This window comes from Salinicola corii (genome assembly GCF_008298015.1).
Classification (GTDB): domain Bacteria; phylum Pseudomonadota; class Gammaproteobacteria; order Pseudomonadales; family Halomonadaceae; genus Salinicola; species Salinicola corii.
In genome coordinates this window covers 1-15,822 of sequence record NZ_VTPX01000027.1, presented here as the reverse complement: position 1 = coordinate 15,822, position 15,822 = coordinate 1, and the positions used below count along the sequence as shown (strand labels likewise).

Annotated in this window: 21 protein-coding genes; 3 read left to right on the top strand and 18 right to left on the bottom strand. The window is 60.1% G+C overall.

The window, feature by feature from the left end:
* Nucleotides 1-347: 347 nt before the first annotated feature.
* The 15 genes from F0A16_RS21470 to merT all read right to left on the bottom strand — a co-directional run bounded on the left by F0A16_RS21470 (nt 348) and on the right by merT (nt 11,011).
* A complete protein-coding gene (locus tag F0A16_RS21470) occupies nt 348-1,556 on the bottom strand; it encodes an STY4528 family pathogenicity island replication protein (RefSeq protein WP_149438075.1) in 1,209 nt (402 codons plus the stop codon).
* Nucleotides 1,556-2,167, bottom strand: coding sequence for a DUF2857 domain-containing protein (locus F0A16_RS21465; RefSeq protein WP_187776109.1), 612 nt, complete (start codon nt 2,165-2,167; stop codon nt 1,556-1,558). Before F0A16_RS21465 ends, F0A16_RS21470 begins: the two co-directional genes overlap by 1 nt.
* A complete protein-coding gene (locus F0A16_RS21460) occupies nt 2,167-4,197 on the bottom strand; it encodes a ParB family protein (protein ID WP_149438070.1) in 2,031 nt (676 codons plus the stop codon). Before F0A16_RS21460 ends, F0A16_RS21465 begins: the two co-directional genes overlap by 1 nt.
* A gap of 2 nt (nt 4,198-4,199) precedes the next feature.
* A complete protein-coding gene (locus tag F0A16_RS21455; RefSeq protein ID WP_149438068.1) occupies nt 4,200-4,700 on the bottom strand; it encodes a hypothetical protein in 501 nt (166 codons plus the stop codon).
* Entirely contained in the window at nt 4,693-5,382 is a 690-nt protein-coding gene (locus F0A16_RS21450; RefSeq protein WP_187776108.1) for a DUF2786 domain-containing protein, read from the bottom strand. Before F0A16_RS21450 ends, F0A16_RS21455 begins: the two co-directional genes overlap by 8 nt.
* Nucleotides 5,383-5,692: 310 nt before the next feature.
* Nucleotides 5,693-6,301 (bottom strand): hypothetical protein, encoded by a 609-nt coding sequence (locus F0A16_RS21445; RefSeq protein WP_149438064.1) that lies wholly within the window; start codon nt 6,299-6,301, stop codon nt 5,693-5,695.
* Nucleotides 6,294-6,626 (bottom strand): hypothetical protein, encoded by a 333-nt coding sequence (locus F0A16_RS21440; RefSeq protein WP_149438062.1) that lies wholly within the window; start codon nt 6,624-6,626, stop codon nt 6,294-6,296. Before F0A16_RS21440 ends, F0A16_RS21445 begins: the two co-directional genes overlap by 8 nt.
* Nucleotides 6,623-6,778, bottom strand: coding sequence for a hypothetical protein (locus F0A16_RS21435; RefSeq protein WP_239023926.1), 156 nt, complete (start codon nt 6,776-6,778; stop codon nt 6,623-6,625). Before F0A16_RS21435 ends, F0A16_RS21440 begins: the two co-directional genes overlap by 4 nt.
* A gap of 66 nt (nt 6,779-6,844) precedes the next feature.
* Nucleotides 6,845-7,714 carry a DNA adenine methylase gene (locus tag F0A16_RS21430; protein ID WP_149438060.1) on the bottom strand — a complete coding sequence of 290 codons (870 nt, stop codon included), beginning with the start codon at nt 7,712-7,714 and terminating at the stop codon, nt 6,845-6,847.
* A gap of 205 nt (nt 7,715-7,919) precedes the next feature.
* Complete coding sequence (locus F0A16_RS22160) at nt 7,920-8,054, bottom strand: hypothetical protein (RefSeq protein ID WP_008957399.1); 135 nt, start codon at nt 8,052-8,054, stop codon at nt 7,920-7,922.
* A gap of 81 nt (nt 8,055-8,135) precedes the next feature.
* Nucleotides 8,136-9,785: a mercury(II) reductase gene (merA, locus tag F0A16_RS21425; protein WP_082051506.1), complete on the bottom strand. Its 1,650-nt coding sequence runs from the start codon at nt 9,783-9,785 to the stop codon at nt 8,136-8,138.
* A complete protein-coding gene (gene merF / locus F0A16_RS21420; protein ID WP_027965777.1) occupies nt 9,778-10,017 on the bottom strand; it encodes a mercury resistance system transport protein MerF in 240 nt (79 codons plus the stop codon). The genes merA and merF (F0A16_RS21420) overlap by 8 nt, the downstream gene beginning before the upstream one ends.
* A 73-nt stretch (nt 10,018-10,090) precedes the next feature.
* Nucleotides 10,091-10,348, bottom strand: a complete 258-nt coding sequence (gene merF, locus F0A16_RS21415; protein ID WP_033988342.1) for a mercury resistance system transport protein MerF — start codon at nt 10,346-10,348, stop codon at nt 10,091-10,093.
* Nucleotides 10,349-10,350: 2 nt separating this feature from the next.
* Nucleotides 10,351-10,647 (bottom strand): mercury resistance system periplasmic binding protein MerP, encoded by a 297-nt coding sequence (gene merP, locus F0A16_RS21410; RefSeq protein WP_022519794.1) that lies wholly within the window; start codon nt 10,645-10,647, stop codon nt 10,351-10,353.
* A 13-nt stretch (nt 10,648-10,660) separates the two neighbouring features.
* On the bottom strand, nt 10,661-11,011 hold the full coding sequence (merT, locus tag F0A16_RS21405) for a mercuric ion transporter MerT (protein WP_027965778.1): 351 nt from the start codon (nt 11,009-11,011) through the stop codon (nt 10,661-10,663).
* A gap of 73 nt (nt 11,012-11,084) precedes the next feature.
* Between merT and merR the strand changes: the two genes are divergently transcribed.
* Nucleotides 11,085-11,531: an Hg(II)-responsive transcriptional regulator gene (merR, locus tag F0A16_RS21400; protein ID WP_006911920.1), complete on the top strand. Its 447-nt coding sequence runs from the start codon at nt 11,085-11,087 to the stop codon at nt 11,529-11,531.
* Nucleotides 11,532-11,609: 78 nt separating this feature from the next.
* Nucleotides 11,610-12,911 (top strand): ISL3 family transposase, encoded by a 1,302-nt coding sequence (locus F0A16_RS21395; protein WP_033988338.1) that lies wholly within the window; start codon nt 11,610-11,612, stop codon nt 12,909-12,911.
* A gap of 183 nt (nt 12,912-13,094) precedes the next feature.
* Here the strand turns inward: F0A16_RS21395 and F0A16_RS21385 are convergent, their stop codons facing one another.
* Entirely contained in the window at nt 13,095-13,991 is an 897-nt protein-coding gene (locus F0A16_RS21385) for a cation efflux transmembrane domain-containing protein (protein WP_004364974.1), read from the bottom strand.
* 95 nt (nt 13,992-14,086) lie between these two features.
* On the opposite strand from F0A16_RS21385, the gene cadR reads away from it, so the two are divergent.
* Nucleotides 14,087-14,494 carry a Cd(II)/Pb(II)-responsive transcriptional regulator gene (gene cadR, locus F0A16_RS21380; protein WP_004364961.1) on the top strand — a complete coding sequence of 136 codons (408 nt, stop codon included), beginning with the start codon at nt 14,087-14,089 and terminating at the stop codon, nt 14,492-14,494.
* 81 nt (nt 14,495-14,575) lie between these two features.
* On the opposite strand, the gene F0A16_RS21375 is transcribed toward cadR, so the two are convergent.
* Nucleotides 14,576-15,031 (bottom strand): phosphohydrolase, encoded by a 456-nt coding sequence (locus F0A16_RS21375; RefSeq protein ID WP_149438058.1) that lies wholly within the window; start codon nt 15,029-15,031, stop codon nt 14,576-14,578.
* Nucleotides 15,028-15,822: DNA cytosine methyltransferase (locus tag F0A16_RS21370; protein WP_149438057.1), on the bottom strand; the 795-nt coding region annotated here is incomplete at its 5' end. The genes F0A16_RS21375 and F0A16_RS21370, both read right to left, overlap by 4 nt.

The following is a 15,822-nucleotide window of genomic DNA, read 5'->3' as shown; positions in this document are numbered from 1 at the left end:
CGAGCCCGGCCACTTCTCGTTTGAACTCAGTAGAAAAGGAACGACGTTGTCTGGCCATGGATCACCTCTACTTTGGTGGCGACGATACCACCTAAATGGGTGTCCGGTTTTAGTGAACCACTACACTCGGCTCCCTCTTCCCATCCAAACAAGGATGCCTCCCCATAAGGCCATCATCAGGGCAACGTGCCCATAGAGCATGAAGACCCCTAGCGTTCTCCCCAACAACGTTTGAATGATCAGGCTCGATGACAAGCACGTCTCACCCAGTGCCAACCCAACCACCACTGGCGATGTCCCTAGTCTTCTCGACATACCCTGGCCCCCGTCTTTCTCAGTCATCACGATCACCTCCGGATCCCCAATCGCTCGAGCATGGCTTGGCGCTTCGCCTCGGTTTCGTCGGACAGGGGTTGCGGTGTTTCCAACGGCACCACGCGATTCTGCATGGGACGAGGCTTGGACGGCGCACTACCGCACCGCTTGTCCGCGACGGATTGACCAAACTGGGTCAGTTGGAACTCTCCACTCGCCGCCCGTTTGGCCAGCGTGTGCAAGAACGCCATGGGAGATTTCACCTTTCCGGCCTCGAGACGACCGGCAGCCTCGTCGACCACGGCTTGCCGGACATCGTTTGGCAGTCCGGTCAGCATGAGCGACACGGCTTCGCGTTGGTCACTGGACAGTTCGAGTGGCCATGACCACACCAGCGACGCCTGGGGTTCCTCGCGCGCCGTAGTATTACAAACAGAATTTGTATTACCCCGTACTGTAGTACCGCGCGAAGCATCGGAAACTGCGTCATAACCCATTGAATTTCGCATGAGTTTCCGCTGGGAACTGGGGTACGTCTCGCTCGGAAACTCACTGAGTTTCCGCTGGAAACTGGGTGAATCCGACTGGGTTTCCATAGGAAACTGGGCTTCTGGGGACAGAGTTTCCTCTGGAAACTCGGTATCGATTTGCTGCCTTGCACGCCGATCGAGCCAGGCCAGCCGAGTCGGCGTGTCCAATACCCCACTGTCGGCCAACTCCTGTTTGACACATTCGGCGACCGCTGCCACAGCCCGGTTGCCATGGTGTGAGCACTGGATGACGTACTCCAGATAGCCAGGATCCAACGCCAGGGATTCACCGGCGGCCAGGGGCTCGTCATGCAACACATAGACGTTGCCGATCATCCGACCGTTGTCGGTGTTCCGAGCCTTCATGCCGAGCGTCATCCAACGAGTCAATCGGAGAATCGCAATGACGCGCGCCACTGTCTTACGCGATGCCTTGCGGTTGGCACCGGATCGCAGTAGCGGCTCGAGCTCGTCGTAGGTGGGAAAGGCGGTGGTGCGATCGCTGTTGGACAGTAGCCGGATGACCTGCCATCCGAGAACATCGACGGCACCCAGCCGACTATCGAGTAGCAGCGCTCGGGGCACCGTTTCATGGGGATTGCCCATGAACAACAGGCCGTCGAGCCCTTCCACGTCAGACGCCGTGGCATCACCACGGCGCTGGGTCATTGAGGAGGCGGCGCGTCCGATGAGCGCCTGGTAGTGCTTCATCAGGCAACTCCCGCGCGCATTACACCCTCATGTTCCTCAGCCGGCACACTATCCTGTCGGGCCTGCTCGGGCGTGGTCCACTGCTTGATCAAGCTCCAGATCACGGCCAGCGGCAAATCCGTTTCTTCGGCCAACACAATCATGCCGCGTAGATCTTCAACGGCATCCACGCTTGAAGGATCGCGACTGATTGTTTGCCATCGATTCCAGGCATCGTGTTCCACGGCTTCTTCGGGCATGGGCAAGCGCCCTTGTCGGCTGGGCACGCCCAGGAGCACCCGTCGAGACGAGCAGTCGTTCGGCGTCATGCCAAAGAAGGTGGAGAGCATCTGGACGCTGGCCCCCAGCGTGATGCATTGATCGACCTGAACATCCCGATCCTGGTCACGATCGATACGCCGGAGCGCCGCATCGAACGTCTGGTGATCCAGTTCAAAACGCGCCACGGCGGGGAACTCATGGATCAAGGCTTCAATTTGACTGGCCTGCAACCGGCTGAGACGTTGCAGCTCCTGATCATTGAAGCCAAGCGCTCGAGCACGGCGCATGTCGCCTTCCCGAATCAGGATCAGCGCCTGATTGAACAGCGCATGGTTGAATTGCGGTGTCATCATGATGCGTTCTCCCCTGCGTCCGCGGGCGTCTCCCGTAACACCCGCATCAGTCGAATGAGCCACCAGACCCGGATCAACAAGCCGTCCGGTAGACACGCTTGCGTGTCCTCCCCGTGGCTGCCGACCAGTTCGCCCAGCAGTGAGACTTCCGCCGGCATCTGGGGATCGAAGGTGCCCTGGAGTCCGGCCAGTAATTGCCAGACTCGCTGAGCGCGAACCGAGGCTTCCCCAGCCAGGGGATTCACCTCGTAGCCCAGCCCCTGGTTAGCATTGAGATGCAAGGCAGCCTCGGTGTTCGTGCCACTGACCTCGATGTCTGCCCACTCACCCAGTGCCTTGATCATCTCGCCAATCTGGACGCGCAGATCCCGTGGGCTACGCCGCCAGGTCGGTACGCTCCACAAGTCGGTGATCGGTGCCACGGGGCCACCCGACTGCAGCGGCACGCTCTTGAGGGCAGCGGCTTCGAAATCGATCGCGTCTTCGCCATGCTCTCTCGCCATCATGTGGCGAAGCTGGCGATGTCCAGGCGACTCGTGATACGGATCCAGCGTCAGGTCATCGACCAGCGTCGCCTGCTCTTCCGGCGATCGCTCCGGTTTCGGGTTGTACTCACGCATCAGCCCATCGGAATCCAACACGCCGCCGTGTCCCTCGTCCTTCCCGTCGCCCTCCCCCTCCGCCGCCACACTCGGCGGCAGCGCGGCTTGCTCTTCCAATTCGGCATTGCGGTTCTCCAACTCCGCCATGCGCGCGCGCATCTTCTTGATCTCCAGCGACTCGTCGACGCCCCCTGCACTGGGTACCGCCGGCCGGCTATCGGATACGGGCGGCGTATCGTCTGACGGGACATCAGTCTCGCCATCGCCGAAGCTCGGAAACCCGAACTCGTCATCACTGTCGTTGGCATCCAGCGACGGGAGCACCGGCGCGTTCCCGGCATCCGGGGTCGGCGCCGTGCCCGGTTTGGACTTCTCCGGCACTGGGGGATAGAGATGGCGGGCTTGGGGATTGCGGAGACGCTCGAGCTCGGCATCGACGGTGGTCCAGATATCGGCCTTGTCTTCCTCGCTGGCCGAGTGGCCGTGCTTGCGCACGATGAACCAGTTCTTCCACGACATGTCGATCGGATTGAAGTGCAGCCCGGTCTGCTCATGGAGCATGCCTTTCAAGCGATCCTCGACCAGGTTCCAGGCAAACTCGGTCTGTCCCTCATGGTCGAGGTGGGACATCTCGTCGTGCCACGCCTGGGCAAAGTCCCCGTGGAGCACGTTGTCCAACCATGGCTGCCCCTCACCGGGATCGTCCTGATGGCGCTGCCAGAAGTCCCGGCAGCGGCCCCAGCACTCTTCGCAGAATTGGCGGTATGAGGTGAGCTTCTCAACCTGGGGTCTACCCATTCCCGCTTCCAACGTCATGGGAATCGTGGGCAGGAAATGCTCGATGGTATAGAGCATCCGACTGATATGACTCTGATTGATGGTGTAACCCAGTTCCTGCAGCTTGCTGGTCAAGATGCGCTGAGACACCGCCTTGCCTTCGGCCTCCTCGATCATCCGCTTGGCCTCGAAGACGCCCCGAGCGCGTTCGATCCAGGAGAGTTGGCCCCGGTTGTCGTTCTCGGCGAGGTGGCCGGCGAGCACATTGATTTCCCCCTGCCACGGGATGTAATGGCAGTCCTGTCGGAAATAACGCTCGTCGCCCGTCTCCCGGTAGAGCTCATTGAGGATGGAGAGGCGCGTATTGCCGCCATCGGAGATCATGAACTTGTCATCACCCGGGCGCTGAGTGACGGTCAGTTTCTGCTTGAGCCCGACAGCCTGGATCGACGACTTGATGTCGTCATAGGCCGGATTGCGCTGAGTCCGGGGGTTGCGGTCGTAGGGCCGCAACTGGTCCAGCGTCAGCGTCATCGACATTTCGACCGTGGGTGCCGGCAACCGATCCGCCGGCTTGGAATTGAGTGCCGGTCCCGGCTGCTTGAGCTTTGCCGTAATCTCCTCGGGCGTCACTGTGTTCTTGCTCATGGTCAAAGCTCCGGCTGCCGTGACGGGAACACATCACGGGTAAACAGGTGGTCCAACTGCCGATTCAGGCGATCGATGCCCTGAATCAAGCTGAAGAGATTCAAGTCTTGACGGGTCTCGGGGGGATGGCGTTGGTACAACGCGGTGAGGCTGCGACGCAGGTCGGACAGGTTGTCACTCACGATCACCAGCAACTCGAAATCGCTGAGCGAGTGATACTGCCACTGCGTCCAGCGCAGGCTGTGATGCGGCTGCATCTCAAACTGGCTGGCCTTGTCGCAGGCCATATGAAACACCAGCCAGGTATCGGCGAGTCGCGAACGGATCGAGTCGTCGCGAACCGAACACGCCTGGGGATGCCCCTCGAACCACTCGTCGAGCACGCGCGACCAGTCTGCGAACGGGTCCATCGCGCCTAGCACCAAACACTCACGGGGATCCAGGTAGCGCTCGACACCCATCACCGTCGCCTCTCGATAGGGGAAGTTGAGAATCTTACCCATGGGACAAAGCCCTCCGTTCGTCCTGTGCCACGCCCGTGTGCAGTCGTGCCTGCCGCCCGGCCTCGAAGCCCCGCGACATGGCCTTGCGGTCCGCCGCCTGGTGCCCTCGATCGATGGCGTTCATTTCCTTGAGCGTGGTGTAGTAGCGCTGCTTGAAGTGATCGATCGCGGCAACGCTATCGGCATCCATTTCGACCGGCACGATGTGCTCGTAGGCCCCCAATACCCAGGCCGTGGCGAAGGCATCGGAGCGTCGAATCTTGGTGATTCGCTTGGCACGCTTGCTCATGCCGGACAGAAATGCACGCCGATCCGTGACGAGCTGGCGCTGCAGCACCTCGAAGGCGTAAGCCGCAATACGGGCATGGCTTTCCTCTCCCAGGAAGGCATAAAACCCCTGCCATCCCGTGAAGGTCGGCCTGGCCTCGTAGACTGCCAACGTGCCGAACGCGGCGTTGACTAGGGACGCCAGCCGGTCCAGCCACTTGGGCGGTTTGCGCCCCGATTCGGATTGTGCCGTGGCACGCCCGATGGAGGACGCGGCAACATCGATCTCGCTGATGTCATGTTCGACCATCAAGTGCTGGGCCTGGCGTAGGGCGATGCCCGCCTCATGCTCATTGGCCGAGCGGGATAGCGCCAGGCAACGCTCGATCTTGCGAAGGATGCGGTCGGAAGTCATTGGACACCTCCCATCGCATCGTTCTGGAAAGGGTGCCGGGCGCATCCCGTGGTAGGTTGAAGAAGCTCCCCAAGAGCACATCTCAACACTGGCCACAGGAGGCCCGGCATGACAAACGAAGTAGATAAATACGATAAATTGTTGCAGGCGCTGGAAGGACGATATCCTCCCTCCAGCTCACTACCACCGGCTAGAGCCAGAGCCAGGAGACTATGGAGGCAACTATTCGCCTTATCCGTGCTCGGTAATTCATTGGCACTGGAACGTGGATGGTCGTTGGTGGGCATGGATGCCATTGATTTCGCCATCATTACGAAATACTCCTGGTTTCTGCCTCTGGTGCGAGATCTTCCGGCTGCCAGTAAATGGCTAGCACTACACGAGGATTTACAAGGGCGGGAAATCGATCCGCTTGCGCTTCAGGCATGGAATGCAAGGTACCCAGGCACAGCTGTGGATGATCTACTGGACTGGGTGGTAAACCCATCAGGTCTGCCACCTGCCTCCGATAAGGACCCATCGCATGAGTGAGATGGCATAACTCGGGACGCGTCTCTCCGGGCCTCCAAATGAGGTCCGGATCGATCTCCAAAGCGAGGTTCAATTGAGAGAACCAGCGATCCCGACAGAATTCGCGAACGGCCGTGGCTCGAGGTGTTGCTATCAGTCCCGCTTTTAGCAGTTGCTCCAACAGCTCGTGCTTATCGGGGAAGGCCTGTGATAAGGCATTCGTTCCACGTTGCAAGAAATGCTGGATGTCCGGATAAATCGCGGGATAAAGCGCCCAGACGCAATCTTCCGTTAGCCACGCACATTGCGTTTCGGCTGTATCATTTCCCATGGTCAGACGAATGGCATGGACCAGTGCCTGCTGCAGGCATTGGACGTCGAGTTTTTCAGGAATCTGACGACTATCCATGAGAGCGCTCCTGGTCCACTCGGGGATCTGCAACATCACTGGGTGACCGTTCTGCCAACTGCTGACGAATCCATTCCGGGGTGATACCGAGGTACTCGAGGACATCACGCACGTCACCGTTGAGAACGATCATCTGATCGACGGTCAATGTGCACCGACCGCGCATGCCGGGGAACGCCTGGTGTGCGCGACACCAATATCGCGTGCAGTTGGGCAAGTCGTAGATCGGCTTGCTGGACGTGCTCATGGGTTGCATCAGATCGGCCAACAATCCCCGCGCCCGAGGAGAGAGTGCTTCCAGTGCCGCGTTACGTTGATCGCTCATGCTTCGCCCTCCTGCTGTTTCTGGATCCGGCGAAGCCTGGCCAGCATGTTCTTCTCGGCTCTGGCATCGCTGGGTGAGTAGCCGGTGAACACCGGCGGGCAGCCGTCCTTGAGAAACCGCAGATGCCCCCCCGGGTCCGCTCGACGTCCCAACCGTGATGCACGGCGAAGCGCATCAGTCGCTTCATGGACTTGTTCGAGCCGTGAACGGGGAGTGAGTTAGCCATGGGCCACCTCCTGGTTGAGAAATGCCAGTTCCATCTGCCCGGCCCATTCCGCCGCGCGGGGATTGAGCCACAGACACTCGGTACGCGGCCCAGAGCCACGCTGCCCCGACGCCTGCACATGACGGCGAGCCATGCGCCAATCCCGAAGCTCATCGCGATAGAGGTCGGCGTCGTAGCCGGAGAGGATCACGTATCCCCGAGCGAGGCGAAGGCGCTCGAGCAAATCGGCATGGTGCTGGTCGCTCAATTCATGGGTGTAGACGCGCCGATGCCCCTTCTCGCGGGTCTCCTCGAGATAAGGCGGATCAACGTAATGAAGCGTGCGCGGTGAGTCATGTTGGGCAATGACGGTTATGGCGTCGCGGTTCTCGATCAGCACACCCGACAAACGTTCGGCCACAACACCGATCACAGCGGGTAAGCGCTGCCAGTGATGCTGCGTCGTGCCATGGGCACGTCGCGTATCCGTACGGAAGCCGGAATTGCCACGGGTCGCACCGGCGGATCCGAAGCCCATATGGGCACGGATCAGCAGCCGTCGAGCGCGCTCTACCGGATCCGGGGTGTCGTCCCAGGCACGCTCGAACTCGCCACGCGCATAGGGGGTTAGCGCGATCTGCTCGATCAGACCCTGCCGCTGCTCGGGCCTGCGCAGCACCTCGAACAGATTGACGACATCGGCGTCCAGGTCGTTGTATACCTCGGCGTAGCTGCGCGGCTTCTGCAGGAGGACTCCGGCTGCACCACCATAAGGCTCGACGTAGACATCGAATGCCGACATCGGTGGGAAGTGAGCAATGATCCAGGGGGCTAAGCGAAACTTGCCACCGTGGTAGCGCATCAGGGGCGTAGTCACTGTCATGACGCCATCCTCCGTGCCGAACCGTTGCCCTGGTGACGCTGGAAGAGTTCGTCAAAGCGTGCCATCCACTGCTGGTAGGCGTGATCCATCGACCAGGGCTGGATTTGGAGGGTATCCGGATTATCTGGTTGGTATGCGAGAGAGAAAGGTGGCCGACAAACTCAACCCACAACGGATTAGCTGGTTGATGGCTCGCTCAGTACGCTCACTTGCTAGAGAGCAGATACTTCACCAAACAGGCGATGCCCAGGACCAGCAGCAATAGTAGGGCAATTCCGATCACTGGCATTATCCAGCCCATCGCCCCCATCATCCCGCAATCGGGTAGTGTCGTGTTCATCGTGACAGAGCTCCCTGTGGTGTCCATGCCCAAAACCCGTGGTGCCGCCGCCCAGTGGCACCACGGTCGCGCTCATATCGTTCACCCGGCACAGCAGGACAACTGCGTCACATCCTTGGTGAAAGTCTGGGCACAGAGCTTGAGCCCTTCCACCATGGTCAGGTAGGGAAATAGCTCATTGGCGATGTCGTGTACGGTCATGCGTGCGCGTAGCGCCATCACCGCCGTCTGGATCAGCTCACCGGCTTCCCCCGCCACCGCCTGCACCCCCAGCAACCGGCCCGAGTCGCGTTCGGCCACCAGCTTGATGAAACCACCGGTGTCGAAATTCACCAGCGCACGCGGCACGTTTTCCAGGTCCAGCTCGCGGGTATCGACGCTGAAGCCTTGCTCGATGGCCTCGGCTTCCGTCAGGCCGACGGTGGCCACCTGGGGGTCGGTGAAGATCACCGCCGGCATGGCGCTCAGGTCCAGGGTGGCTTCGCCCCCGGTCATGTTGACGGCAGCCCGGCTGCCCCCGGCGGCGGCGACATAGACGAACTCCGGCTGATCGGTGCAGTCACCGGCGGCATAGAGCCCCGGCACCGTGGTGTGCAGATGCTCATCGACCAGAATCGCCCCACGTGCGGTTTCCACGCCGAGGCTCGCCAGGTTCAGGGCCTCGGTATTGGGTGTCCGTCCGGTGGCCACCAGCAGTTGATCCGCCCGCAAGGTGCCGGCGTTGGTGTCGACAATGAATTCATTGTCGGTGTAGTCCACGCGGCTCGCCTGGGTCTGCTTGAGGACCTCGATGCTCTCGCGGCGAAACGCCGCCTCCACCGCATCCCCTACCGCCGGGTCTTCCTGGGAGAGCAGGCGGCTGCGGGCCAGCACCGTGACCCGGCTGCCCAGCCGGGCGAAGGCCTGGGCCAGTTCCAGGGCCACCACCGAGGCGCCGATCACAATCAGCCGCTCGGGAAGGGTGTCCAGGGCCAGCGCACTGGTAGAGGTCAGGTAGGGGGTGTCGGCAAGACCCGGGATCGGCGGTACTGCCGGTCGGGCGCCAGTACCGATTAAGGCGCGGTCGAAGTGGACGACCTGCTCGCCGCCCTCGTTCAGCTTGACCATCAGGCTATGGGCATCGATAAACCGGGCCTCGCCGTGCAGGACCGTGATGGCCGGGTGGTCGCGCAGAATCCCCTCGTACTTGGCGTCACGCAGTTCCTCGACACGTCGCTGCTGCTGCTCGAGCAGCTTGGCCCGATCCACCACCGGCGCCTGGGCGCTCAGGCCTGCATCGAAGGGACTTTCCGTACGCAAGTGGGCAATATGGGCCGCGCGAATCATGATCTTCGAAGGCACACAGCCTGTATTGACACAAGTACCGCCGACGGTGCCGCGTTCGATCAGGGTGATCCGGGCGCCGCGCTCGGCGGCTTTCAGGGCCGCCGCCATGGCGGCGCCGCCGCTGCCGATCACCGCGATGTGCGGGGCGTCTTCATCACGGCCCTTGGACACCGATGCGCCTGCCGGGGAAGTGGGCCCACTGTTGGCCAGTCGAGCTTGGTAGCCAAGTCGGGTCACGGCAAACGTCAACGCCGAGGCCGGTGTCTCCGGATCAACGGCTACCGATGCCGTCCCCTGAGGATAGGATACCTCCACCGACTGCACGCCGGGCAGCTTCTCCAGGGCTTCCCTGACATGATCCGCACAGCGGTCACAGGTCATGCCACTCACGTTGAGTTCAATCATCACGTTTCTCCGAGTCTTCATTAGTAAAGCCGGCATCCTGCTTCCGCTTGTGGTATCGCGCGTAGAGAGGTAAGCCGATGGCCAGGGCGGCAAACAGCAGGTAATCGAGATAGCCTGCCAACGCGGCCAGGCCCGCCGTACCGAATAGCACCAGGGCGATTGGCGCGGCGCAACACAGCACCATCAACCCGGTGCCAAGCACGACGCTTAAAAATTTCTGCGAATCTTTCACGCTTATTCCTTCACCGTGGCGGGCAAGCTCGTAAACAACTCACCCGATGACCGCGATGTGCAGCTGCTTGATGTCACTCAGGGGGCGTATTCCTTGATTTGATAGAGCCGTTGTCACAACAGGCGTCGAACTGCTTCTTACGCCAAATCGCATAAATGGTCAGGCCGATGAAGAAGGCCAGGGCCGGCAATAACACAACGTCGAGATAGCCCGTCAGCCCCGCCAGGCCCACCGTGCCAAGCAGGATCACCAGGATCGGCGTAAAGCAGCACAATGCCACCAGGACGGTGCCGATCACGCTCACGCGCAGCAGGGGCTTGGGATTCTTCATGATCACTCTCGATCCGCTTGCGAGGATGTCGGGGTTGATGGATACCCAGCGTTGATGGTGGCCTCGGTCAATGCCTCCACCGACGTTCGGGCGTCGTCAAAGGTGACCACGGCCTCGAGATCCGCGTAGCTCACGTCGACTTGCGAGACGCCGTCCACCTTGTTGAGGGCGGCCTTGACGGTGATCGGGCAGGCGGCACAGGTCATGCCCGGCACCGACAGCGTCACGGTCTGCAGGGCCGCTAAGGCGGGCGTGCTGAGCAGGGCGAGTAGCGCGATGAAGGCGAAACGAGCTTTCATGGTAGATCTCCTTTTAATAGAACAGGGGCAAGATGTAGGGGAATACCAGGGCGATTAGCACCAGCAGCGATACGAGCCAGAAGATCGCCTTGTAGCCCGTCCTGACCCGTGGCACGGCACACACCTCTCCCGGCTGGCACTTTTCCACTGGCCGAAAGACGCGACGCCAGGCGAAGAACATCGCCACCAGCGCGACGCCGATAAAGAGCGGGCGATAGGGCTCCAACGCCGCCAGATTGCTGATCCAGGCGCCGGAAACGCCCAGCGTGATCAGCACCAGCGGGCCGAGGCAACACGCCGAGGCCAGGAGGGCCGCGACTCCTCCGGCGGCCAGGGGCCCTCGCCCCGTTTTAGATGTCCGCATTGACGATTCTCCTTTCGGGATGGGGGGAGCTACGATAAGGTTACTTCCGTAGCTTGGTACGGAGTCAAGCATCATGAAGAGACATGCAGATAAAGTGGCGGACACCATGACCATTGGCGGCCTGGCCAAGGCGGCCGGCGTCAATGTCGAGACAATCCGCTATTACCAGCGACGAGGGCTATTATCGGAGCCCGAACGCCCTCCCGGAGGTATTCGACGCTATAGTGCCGCCGATATCGACAGGTTGACGTTCGTGAAAACGGCGCAGCAGCTGGGCTTTAGTCTGGATGAGATCAGTGACCTACTTCGGCTGGAAGATGGCGCCCACTGTCAAGAAGCCAGTGCTCTCGCAGAGCACAAGTTAGGGGACGTTCGCGAGAAGATCGACAGGCTTGAAAGAATTGAGAAGGTGCTGAGCGAAATGGTCGACAGATGCCATGCACAACAAGGCAATATCACTTGCCCGCTAATTGCGTCATTGCATGAAGGGCTCAGAGAAGCAGAAGACCCAAGGGAGTAACTCACCTTCAGTTCGTTGAAAACAACGCGGTCAAAGAGTCGCGATCATCTATGGACCATGTCGACAAGGAAAGTTTGCATGACTAGCTTGCCTGACAACATCCTTCACCTTCCCGAGTACCACGTCCTAGGCACCAAGATGGAAGAGCATGATCTCCACTACCAGGTCGAAGCTCCTGAGCCTCTAGCTTGCGAGGAATGCGGCGTTGAGAGTGAGTTTGTCAGGTTCGGCAAGCGCGATGTGGCCTATCGCGACCTACCCATCCACGGAAAGCGGGTCACCCTCTGGGTGGTCCGTCGCCGCTACACCTGCCGGGCGTGTGGAAGGACGTTCCGGCCAGCTCTTCCGGAAATGGTAGACGATCACCGCATGACGCGGAGGCTTTACAACCACGTCGAGAAGGAAGCCTTCAATCACCCCTACGCCTACGTGGCTGATACCACGGGCCTCGACGAGAAGACTGTCCGCGAGATATTCAAGAAGAAGGCTGAGTTCCTGGCAGCCTGGCATCGTTTCGAGACACCCCGCTGCCTGGGGATCGACGAGCTGTACCTGAACCGCCGCTACCGCTGCATCCTGACCAACCTGGAGGAGCGTACCCTACTGGACCTGCTGCCCGGTCGCCAGCAGGACGCGGTGACGAGGCGCCTCATGAGCATGACCGAGCGCCACCAGGTCGAGATCGTCAGCATGGATATGTGGAAACCCTACCGCCGTGCTGTCCAGGCGGTACTGCCGCAGGCTCGCATTGTGGTCGATAAGTTCCATGTGGTGCGGATGGCCAACGAAGCCCTGGAGAAGGTGCGTAAGGGACTCAGGAAGGATCTGAAGCCAAACCAGCGGCGGACCCTCAAGGGCGATAGGAAGATCCTGCTGAAGCGTGCCCACGACGTTTCAGATCGCGAGCGGCTTATCATGGAGACATGGACAGGGGCCTTCCCTCAGCTCCTGGCGGCCTACGAGCACAAGGAGCGGTTCTACCACATCTGGGACAGCACCACCCGGCGTGATGCCGAAAAGGCGCTGGCCCGCTGGATTGACGACATTCCACAGGGGCAGAAAGAGGTGTGGAAGGATCTCGTCAGCGCCGTCAGCGGATGGCGCGAGGAGGTGCTGGCCTACTTCGAAACCGACACCCCAATCACCAACGCCTTCACGGAGTCGATCAATCGGCTGGCCAAGGACAAGAACCGCGATGGCCGGGGCTACTCATTCGAGGTGATGCGGGCCCGGATGCTCTACACCACCAAGCACAAGAAGAAGGTGCCGCAGATCAAGGAATCCCCCTTCCTGGGCAAGGCCACCATGACCTACAGCATGGGTCTTCCCGAGCCTGAGAAAAACTACGGCGTCGATCTATCAACCTTCTGGGAGAGTTAAGGGTTCGAAGGAGCAAGGGGGCTCCATCTACCACTTAATCCGGATACCCGTCACCGAAACATACTCGCCATAGGCCATTGATTGCTGCACCAGCCACTTTACAGCCTGATCAGACGCTGCCAGCAGGCCCGATATGGACAATAGGGCATACGGCGAGAGCTTTTTGCCAATAATGAGCATTATTTAACCCTTCAACGCCAAAATGCGTCTGGCACCGTTAAGTACAATGCCCCCCGCGATGGTGCCGATAATCAGATCCGGATAATTGGAACCGGTCCACGCGACCAGGGCGCCGGCGGTGATGACCCCCAGGTTGATCACCACGTCGTTGGCCGAGAATATCCAGCTTGCCTTCATGTGCGCCCCGCCTTCCCGATGTTTGGATATGAGCAGCAGACAACTGGTATTGGCAATCAATGCGACGAATGCGATAGCCATCATCACCAGCGATTCAGGCTCACTACCGAATACAAAGCGTCTCACCACCTCTACGAGCACGCCCACAGCCAAGATCAGTTGCAGTACACCAGCAAGATGCGCGGCACGTACCTGCATTTTCACGCTATGTCCAACCGCATAAAGGGCAAGCCCGTACACCGCCGCATCGGCAAAATTGTCCAGGGATTCTCCAATCAGGCCGGTGGACCGGGCGATCAGACCGGCAGTCATTTCCACCACGAACAGAAGTGCATTGATGCCGAGCAACCAGCGCAGGGTCCCGGATTCTTGCTTAGCAGAAGCTGCCGAAAACTCGGCGGCCTTGATGGTCTCCGGATTTGCAGCGACGGTTTCCTGAAGCGAGGCGCCTAGCCCCAAGGTCTTCAGTTTCGAGGTGACGGGCTCGACCTCGCCGTCATGCACGACCTTCAGCCGGCGGTTCGACAAGTCGAAGGACAGCGCCCGAATCTCCTCAAAGCCGTTCAGGGCTAGGCGAATCATTCGTTCTTCTGATGGACAGTCCATCTTCGGCACGGCATAAACACTGACCCATCTCCCTGGCGCCTCGGAGGAGGCCTGTATATCGGTATCCGCTGCGGACGTTGCATCACCGCCACAGGCGCCACCACAGGATTTGCTCATGATACGACTCCACTTGAACAATGTTGTGGTACCATTTAAAACTATAAAGCTACTATAAGGTCAATAGAGTAAAGAATCCGTTGGGGAGGAGGCTGATGCGCATTGGTCAGTTGGCGCAGTTGGTAGGGGTCGAAACACAGACGATCCGCTTCTATGAACAGCAGGGCTTGTTGCCGCCGCCTGATCGGCAGGACAACGGTTACCGTGTCTATACCGAGAAGCATGGTGAGGGGCTGGCCTTCATCCGTCGCTGCAGAATCCTGGGCCTGTCACTGGCTGAGATTCACGAACTACAGAGCTATCAGGACGACCCTCATCAGCCTTGTACCGCCGTCAACGCCTTGCTCGATGATCACATCTCTCATGTGCGGTCGCAGATAACCGCTCTGCAAGCGCTTGAGAAACAACTCGTTTCACTGAGAGCGAGTTGCAACGATGACCGGGAAGTTGAGGCGTGTGGGGTTCTTGCTGGAATTAGCGAAGGAAACATGCACCAGCAGTAGGTGAAGCATCAACCAGATAATCCGATGAGATGCCGGTCTGTCTCACTCTCATGCAAAGGTAAGATCAACCATTTAATCCGCTTACCCGATTTGGACAGGCAGCGGCACCACCCCCTCCAGGCAATCCCATGCCTCCCCTTCGCAAAGCAGGTCTCGCCGCTCGGTGGCCAGCAAGATCAGGTCGATGTTCTTAATACAGGGATCCATTGCACCGGGCAGTCCAAAGCGCGCCGCGATGGCTGCCCAGAAGCGCTCCTCGACACCTTTGAAGGCGGGGATCATGGCTTTCAGGGGCGAGACCATGTCGCCGACATAGGCTTCGGTCGCATCGTGCAGGAGCGCCGTCAGTTGATGCTCCGCCGGCACGAATTGACTGGCGAGCACACAATGCTGCGCCACGCTGTAGTGCTGACGGGTATGGCCGCCAAAGCGGCAGATACGACTCAGGGAACGACCGATGTCGGAGGGATCGATCATCTGAGGCGTTGGACTGGCCATGTGGACAGAAAGGCCGGAATGTGTGGTGATGAAAGTCATGACTCACCTCCTGCGATTACCGAAGTCGAGGGGGCATCCACCGACATCCCCATGGCCAGGTTTCGTACCCAGATTGGTGTCGAGCCCAACACGAATGTTTCGCCGCTCCACGCGAGCAAGAGTGTCTGCGCCATGACATCGGCAATCGCCTTGGCCGCCGGCGGCGGCACGGCATTACCAATACGTTCACGCCAGGCGCTATCGGACATGCCTGAGAGCAGCAGGAATTCTTCGGGCTCGATGAAGCCCTGGATCGCGGCAAGCTCCAGCGTGGTAAACGGCCGGTGCCAAGTCCCATCAAGTGATCGGATAATGGCAACGACTTTATCGAGTGGTTTGGGGAGATACTCCCCTTCCAAGGGGCGAGGATCGGCAACTGACCAGCGGCCGTTATCGTGTCCAGCGGCTGCGGATACGGCTCCGCTGGGGCGGTCCCACGGTACGACGCCGTAATGGCCCGCGGTCAGATAGCTGTCTCCCCGTTCTCGCTGCATGCCAGGGCGAGGGTCCGCGACACACTGACCGCTGCCGTGGGCTCCAATGATGCAGCGCGATGCGCTCCCCCATGGCACGATGCGATACACATTGCTGTGCTTGGCTGGGCCGTGATGGCGCGGATCAGCCACGGCAAATGCGCCCTGCCCAGGAGACTGCTGTCCAGTGATTGCACCCGTTGGGCTCTCCCATTGGCGTACACCGTAGGCCTGCCCATCATGCCAGCGTGCTGACTGGTCGAACCGGGGATCCGCGACCGAGAATGCACCATTCGTCGGCGTACTGCGGCCAGCAAC

Coding starts and splice junctions, on each gene's coding strand:
- F0A16_RS21470 (WP_149438075.1), bottom strand. CDS start 1,556: ATGAAGCACTACCAGGCGCTCATCGGACGCGCCGCCTCCTCAATGACC.
- F0A16_RS21465 (WP_187776109.1), bottom strand. CDS start 2,167: ATGACACCGCAATTCAACCATGCGCTGTTCAATCAGGCGCTGATCCTG.
- F0A16_RS21460 (WP_149438070.1), bottom strand. CDS start 4,197: ATGAGCAAGAACACAGTGACGCCCGAGGAGATTACGGCAAAGCTCAAG.
- F0A16_RS21455 (WP_149438068.1), bottom strand. CDS start 4,700: ATGGGTAAGATTCTCAACTTCCCCTATCGAGAGGCGACGGTGATGGGT.
- F0A16_RS21450 (WP_187776108.1), bottom strand. CDS start 5,382: ATGACTTCCGACCGCATCCTTCGCAAGATCGAGCGTTGCCTGGCGCTA.
- F0A16_RS21445 (WP_149438064.1), bottom strand. CDS start 6,301: ATGGATAGTCGTCAGATTCCTGAAAAACTCGACGTCCAATGCCTGCAG.
- F0A16_RS21440 (WP_149438062.1), bottom strand. CDS start 6,626: ATGAGCGATCAACGTAACGCGGCACTGGAAGCACTCTCTCCTCGGGCG.
- F0A16_RS21430 (WP_149438060.1), bottom strand. CDS start 7,714: ATGACAGTGACTACGCCCCTGATGCGCTACCACGGTGGCAAGTTTCGC.
- F0A16_RS22160 (WP_008957399.1), bottom strand. CDS start 8,054: ATGAACACGACACTACCCGATTGCGGGATGATGGGGGCGATGGGCTGG.
- merA (WP_082051506.1), bottom strand. CDS start 9,785: ATGATTGAACTCAACGTGAGTGGCATGACCTGTGACCGCTGTGCGGAT.
- merF (WP_033988342.1), bottom strand. CDS start 10,348: ATGAAGAATCCCAAGCCCCTGCTGCGCGTGAGCGTGATCGGCACCGTC.
- merP (WP_022519794.1), bottom strand. CDS start 10,647: ATGAAAGCTCGTTTCGCCTTCATCGCGCTACTCGCCCTGCTCAGCACG.
- merT (WP_027965778.1), bottom strand. CDS start 11,011: ATGCGGACATCTAAAACGGGGCGAGGGCCCCTGGCCGCCGGAGGAGTC.
- merR (WP_006911920.1), top strand. CDS start 11,085: ATGAAGAGACATGCAGATAAAGTGGCGGACACCATGACCATTGGCGGC.
- F0A16_RS21395 (WP_033988338.1), top strand. CDS start 11,610: ATGACTAGCTTGCCTGACAACATCCTTCACCTTCCCGAGTACCACGTC.
- F0A16_RS21385 (WP_004364974.1), bottom strand. CDS start 13,991: ATGAGCAAATCCTGTGGTGGCGCCTGTGGCGGTGATGCAACGTCCGCA.
- cadR (WP_004364961.1), top strand. CDS start 14,087: ATGCGCATTGGTCAGTTGGCGCAGTTGGTAGGGGTCGAAACACAGACG.
- F0A16_RS21375 (WP_149438058.1), bottom strand. CDS start 15,031: ATGACTTTCATCACCACACATTCCGGCCTTTCTGTCCACATGGCCAGT.